This window comes from Corallococcus praedator, from assembly GCF_003612125.1.
In the GTDB taxonomy this organism is placed as follows: Bacteria; Myxococcota; Myxococcia; order Myxococcales; family Myxococcaceae; genus Corallococcus; species Corallococcus praedator.
In genome coordinates, this window is the sequence record NZ_RAWI01000536.1 from 1 (window position 1) to 5,249 (window position 5,249).

Annotated in this window: 5 protein-coding genes; 2 read left to right on the forward strand and 3 right to left on the reverse strand. The window is 69.3% G+C overall.

Going from position 1 to position 5,249, the window contains the following annotated elements; translation table 11 throughout:
* On the reverse strand, nt 1–1,158 hold a 1,158-nt coding region (locus D7Y13_RS38115), incomplete at its 3' end, for a serine/threonine-protein kinase (RefSeq protein WP_147446852.1).
* A 66-nt stretch (nt 1,159–1,224) separates the two neighbouring features.
* Between D7Y13_RS38115 and D7Y13_RS38120 the strand changes: the two genes are divergently transcribed.
* Nucleotides 1,225–1,578 carry a helix-turn-helix domain-containing protein gene (locus tag D7Y13_RS38120; protein ID WP_120538072.1) on the forward strand — a complete coding sequence of 118 codons (354 nt, stop codon included), beginning with the start codon at nt 1,225–1,227 and terminating at the stop codon, nt 1,576–1,578.
* 5 nt (nt 1,579–1,583) lie between these two features.
* Here D7Y13_RS38120 and D7Y13_RS38125 read toward each other — a convergent pair whose 3' ends face one another.
* A complete protein-coding gene (locus tag D7Y13_RS38125) occupies nt 1,584–2,753 on the reverse strand; it encodes a serine/threonine-protein kinase (protein WP_120585476.1) in 1,170 nt (389 codons plus the stop codon).
* Nucleotides 2,754–3,079: 326 nt separating this feature from the next.
* Here D7Y13_RS38125 and D7Y13_RS38130 point away from each other — a divergent pair, with 326 nt between their 5' ends.
* Nucleotides 3,080–4,330, forward strand: coding sequence for an ArsB/NhaD family transporter (locus tag D7Y13_RS38130; protein ID WP_120585475.1), 1,251 nt, complete (start codon nt 3,080–3,082; stop codon nt 4,328–4,330).
* A gap of 3 nt (nt 4,331–4,333) precedes the next feature.
* Here D7Y13_RS38130 and D7Y13_RS38135 read toward each other — a convergent pair whose 3' ends face one another.
* The gene (locus D7Y13_RS38135; protein WP_199732927.1) at nt 4,334–5,167 is read right to left on the reverse strand and encodes a hypothetical protein; all 834 of its coding nucleotides are present in this window, start codon (nt 5,165–5,167) and stop codon (nt 4,334–4,336) included.
* Nucleotides 5,168–5,249 lie beyond the last annotated feature (82 nt).

The following is a 5,249-nucleotide window of genomic DNA, read 5'->3' on the forward strand; positions in this document are numbered from 1 at the left end:
CCCCAGCACCGCCCCCATCGCGACCAGCACCAGGGCCAGCATCGCCCAGGAACGTGCGGGCCGGCCCATCCGCGGCGACACCCGAACCGTGGTCCCTTGAAGAGGTGCTTCGGCCACCTCGGCCAGGGCCGCATTCTCGGCCGGCGCTGGCCATTTCCGCGGAGAAGCCCGCTTGCCCCGGCGCGGCCGGTGCCGAGGCTGATTCCGCCATTTCTCGAAGCTGTCTCCACCGCCCTCAGTCGTCGCGGAGTCCTCGTCGTAGGCATCGCAGAGTGGCACCTCCCACGTCGCATCCGCGTCGCGCAGCGCCTCCTCCAGCGATTGACAGACGGTCTGGGCGCTCGACGTGCGCGCCTCGGGTGTCTTCTCCAACAGCCGCAGGCACACGTCACCCAGGGCCCGGGGCACGCGGGCGTTCGCTTCGTGGGGCGGCGTGGGCGTAAGGGTGAGGATGGCCTCCGTCAACGCGTGGGCATCCGGACCGTCGAAGGGAAAGCGTGCCGTCAACAACCGGTAGAGGACCAGGCCCAGCGCCCACAAGTCGTCCGAAGGGCCCGCCGTGAAGCGGGCCCCCGGTACATCCCGGTGGCTTCGCAGGAACCTCCAAGCCTCCGGCGAGCGGTAGTCCGGCGTCCCTGGCGGGAGGATGTCCTGCGTCAGGGAGCGCGCCCCCTCGTAGTCGCCGATGCCGAAGTCCACCAACTTGGCCAGGCCATCCGAGGTGCGCACCATGACGTTGGCTTCCTTCACGTCCCGGTGCACGACCCCATCCGCGTGGGTGGCGGTGAGCGCCCGCGCCACGCCCAGCACCACGTCCGCCACCTGTCGTGCGGTGGGGTTCTCCTCCTCCGCCCACGCGTCCAGCCGGCGTCCGTCCACGTACTCCATGGCGATGACGGCGAAGTGCGGCTCCGCCACCGGCCAGTAGCCATGTCCCAGAATCCTCACCACGTTGGGGTGGTGCAGGCGGGTGAGGATGGAGACCTCGCGCTCCGCCCGCTCGCCCACGCGTGGCAGGTGCAGCAGCTTCACCGCGCAAGGCTGTCCTTCACACCGCGCGAGGTACACCGTGCCGAAGCCGCCCTGCCCCAGCTGCCGCTCCAGCGTGTAGCCCAGCACCTGGGCCCCAGGCGCCCAGATGGCGGGCGGTGGTCTCATGGCATCCTTCCTTCGGGCTCGCTGACGGCCCGGGTTCGGACTTCTCGGTTACGCTGCACACCCTCCATGAATGAAGAACTGGCCATTACCATTGGCACTGCGGCACGCGCCGCCCGCGAGCACCTGGGACTGACGCAGGCTGAAGTCGCCGAACGCATCGGGCTGGTGCACCCCGTCTACAGCCGACTGGAGCGCGGCAAGATGCTGCCCAGCGTCCCCTCCCTCTACCGGCTCTGCCGGGAGCTGCGGGTGTCACCCGAGACGTTGATGGGCCTGACGCCGAAAGCCAGTGGGCGAAAGGCCCAGCGGCCCCAGGAAGAAGAGGGGCCGAAGCTGCGACGCCTCCTCCACCTTGCCCAGAAGCTGGAGGAGGAGGACCTGGACGCCCTCCTCCATGTCGCCTCCGCGCTGGCGCGCTGACCGCGCTACTTCCTTCCCAGCGCGTCCAGTTCGTGCGCCTCCAGGCCCTCCTGAAAGAGGCCGCCCTCGCCGAACTCCACCGCGTCGCGAAGCACGCTGCCTTCGGCCAGCACCCGGGCCCATTCCGCGGCGGCCTCCTGACGCCCGTAGCCCGGGTGTCGCCTCGCCAGGGCCACCCGCATGACATCGCGCAGGGCCTCCGCCGTGGCGAAGCGCTCGTCAGGGTTGGCCCGGAGCGCCGCGTGCAGGAGTTCCTTCACGTCTGGAGAAAGCATCTCCACGGCGGCTTCCACCTCCTCGGGCCCGAAGCTCGCGAGCAACACCCGCATCTGCGTCAGCGGCAGCGAGGGAGTGATCTCCGTATGCAGGGGGGCCAGTCCCGGGGGCCTGCGCGGCACGTCCTCCACATCGAAAGGGTGCTTGCCGGTGAAGAGCTCCACCAGCAGCACGCCCAGACTGAAGACATCGGAGCGAGGCGTGAGCGGCTGCCGCTCCAGGTATTCGGGTGAGGCATAGGCCACGTCGCCCCGGACGAGGCTCGCGGGCGACTCCTCCCGCTCGATCACCAGGGAGTAGGCCGCGCCGAAGTTCATCAACTTCACCTCGCCATGCGCCCCCACGTAGACATGCCGGGGATTGACGTCGCGGTGGATGATGCCCAGCGGCTGACCGTCCTCTCGGGTCAGGGTGTGCGCGTGGTGCAGTGCCTCTGCGAGTTCCGCGCCGACATAGAGGGCAAAGGCCTCCGAAACAGGCCGGCCGCGCGCCACGCCCGCGCTCACCAGCGTCTCCAGAGAAGGCCCCTCCACGCACTCCATGACGACGTGCAGGGCATCGAGGTGCACCTTGCGGTGGAACACCTGCGCGATGACGGGATGGCGGAGGCGGAAGGCCAGTTGAATCTCCTCCCCGAGCCGAGTGCGGCGCATGAAGGTGGAGGGGTTGGCGAGCCTGCGGACGAAGCAGAGACCGGGGAGCGCATCGCCCTTCTCCGAGTAGCGCCGGGCAAGCAGGAGCTGCTCCCCCGTTTGCATCAGCATCAACTCGCGGATGGCCTCATAGCGGATGCCATCCACGGTGAAGAGGGGCCTCGGCTTGTCGGGCGTGGGCGGGAAGGCGTTCCGGCGCGGTGCCGGCCGGGTACTCACCGGCGCGTCGGTGGTGGAGGTGGGCATGACTCCTCAAGGGGCAAGAGCGACAGGGCCCCTGTGAGTCTGAGCGTAATGAACCTTAAAAGTCCATCACCTCAGAACCTTTGAGGTTTCCACCGCGACATCGGGGGTGTCCACGGAAGCGGCTCCCCCGCGCATTGTGTGGATTCACCCCAAGGAGGTCTTGGTGAATGAGGCCCCCTAGGGGTGGCGCATCGCGCGAACCTGTCCAACTGTCGGACAGGTTTGGGCGAGCAGCAGGCGGCGAGGCAGCCCCCTGGGCTCCGTTTCTGGCGTGCCCACTCCAAGCCTCGACTTGCCTCATGGGCGCGTCCTAGTGTCCCGCGCCCGTGGCGCTCGCGATCTTCCTTTTCACGTACATCTTCATCGCCGGGGCACGGCTGCCCTTCGTCAAACTGGACCGTCCCGGAGGCGCGCTGCTGGGCGCCACGCTGATGGTCGTCGTCGGGGTCGTCACGCCCGCGGAGGTGTTCGGCCACAGCGCGGACCGGGGCCAGCAGGCCATCGACATGGACACCCTCGTCCTGCTGTTGGGGATGATGCTGCTGGCCGCGTACCTGGCGCAGGCGAACTTCTTCCGCGCCGCCGGAGCAAAGGCCCTGCGGGTCGCCCACACGCCCCGACTGCTGCTGGTGGCCGTCACGTTCGTCAGCGCCGTGCTGTCCGCGTTCCTCGTCAACGACACCGTGTGCCTGTTCCTCACGCCGCTGGTGCTCGTGGTGGTGGAGGACGCGCGCCTGCCCCCCGTGCCGTACCTGCTCGCGGTGTGCATGGGCAGCAACAGCGGCTCCGTGGCCACCTTCACCGGCAACCCGCAGAACATGCTGATTCAAGGCGCGTCCGGTCTGGGCTACGCGCGGTTCGCCGGGTACATGGCCCTGCCCGCGCTGATCTCCACCGTCATCGTCGCGGTCGCGCTCCTCTACCTGTTCCGCAAGCAACTGCCGACCGCGCGCTTCGACACGCACCCGCCCCCGCTCGACGTGGACCGCAGGCTGCTCGCACTGGCGCTCGGGAGCCTGTTGGGAGTGGTGGTGGCGTTCTTCGTGGGCCTGCCCATGAGCTGGAGCGCGCTCGCGGGCGGCGTGCTGGTGATGTCCCTGTCCGGACACGAATCGCGCGAGGCGCTGGAGCGCGTGGACTGGGTGCTGCTGCTCTTCTTCGCCAGCCTCTTCGTCGTCGTGCACGGGGTGAACAAGGAGGGCTGGGCGGAGGAGATCCGTCAGGTGTTCTCCCCGCTGATGGCCGGGCCTCCGTGGCGCGAAACGCTGGGCTTCGCGTTCCTCACGCTCGTGGCCTCCAACCTCTTCAGCAACGTGCCCTTCGTGATGCTCGCCCGCGCGTGGGTGCCCGCCATGCAGCAACCGGAGCTGGCGTGGCACGTGCTCGCTCTGGGCTCCACGCTCGCGGGCAACCTCACCCTCGTCGGCAGCGTGGCGAACCTCATCGTCTTCGAGGCCGCGCGCGGCAAGGTGCGCATGGGCTTCGTCGACTACCTGCGCGTCGGGGTGCCCGTCACCCTCATCAGCTTCGTCGTCGGGCTGGGCGTGCTCCTGGCCGAGCACGCCCTCTTTCCCTGAGCGTCAGGCGTCCGGATCCGGCAGCTCGCCCGGGGGAAGCTGGCGCTCGGGCGGGGCAGGAATCGGCGGAGGCGCGGCCGACGGGGTGACGGCGGAGGGCACGGTGTCCGGCGTCGCGTCACCGGTGGGGGCGGCGCCCTTGCGGTTGGTCGGCGTCAGGTCCTTCACGAACATGTCCGCCACCTTGTCCAGGAGCGCGGTCATCGCCAGGCGGAACAGCTCCGGCTCCTTGCCGACCTTGAACGGGTCCAGGTGCGGCGCGCCCTGGTCCACCGCGTCCATGTCGAACGGCCGGCGCCACAGCTCCGAGCGGCCATCCAGCCGGAACATCCGCCCGTAACCCTTGAGGTAGGCCCCGGCGTGCCCGTCCTCGCTGCGCATGCCGAAGTCCTGGATGACGAACTCCACGATGGTGTCCGCGCCCAGCGGGGCCATCAAGTCATAGTCCGGGGCGTTGGCGGGCACCTCCTCCACGAGGAAGCTCTCCAGCGAGGTGGCGACCCGGGCGGGATCCACCGCGTCCGTCCACGGGGCCTCCTCCGGGAGACGGGACAGGGTGGTGACGCGCAGGCGCTCCGACAGCTCGAAGCGCGTCACCGCCTGCTGCAGCTTCACGGTGAGCCGCCGGTCCGCCTCCTTGTCCTCCAGCTTCTTGAGCTTGCTGGAGTAGGCGCCGTCCTCGCGGAACACGAGGCTCTTGGGCCCCGCGCCATCCTCGATGCGGGAGATGAAGGCTGGCCGTTGGACCCGATCCAGATCCGCGCCGGAGAGGCGCTGCGAGGCACAGCCGACGGTGAAGGCCAGGAGGATTGCCGCGAAAAGAGGGCTACGCACCATGGTGGGAAGGCTACCCCATCCCGAAGCCCCTGGCCTGTTTGCGCCCCACCGGAGCCCCGGGAGCGGAGGCTGGCTGCTATGC

What these genes read in the sequence shown, in the direction of transcription:
- D7Y13_RS38120 (WP_120538072.1), top strand. Translation starts at nt 1,225, where the DNA reads ATGAATGAAGAACTGGCCATTACCATTGGCACTGCGGCACGCGCCGCC.
- D7Y13_RS38125 (WP_120585476.1), bottom strand. Translation starts at nt 2,753, where the DNA reads ATGCCCACCTCCACCACCGACGCGCCGGTGAGTACCCGGCCGGCACCG.
- D7Y13_RS38135 (WP_199732927.1), bottom strand. Translation starts at nt 5,167, where the DNA reads ATGGTGCGTAGCCCTCTTTTCGCGGCAATCCTCCTGGCCTTCACCGTC.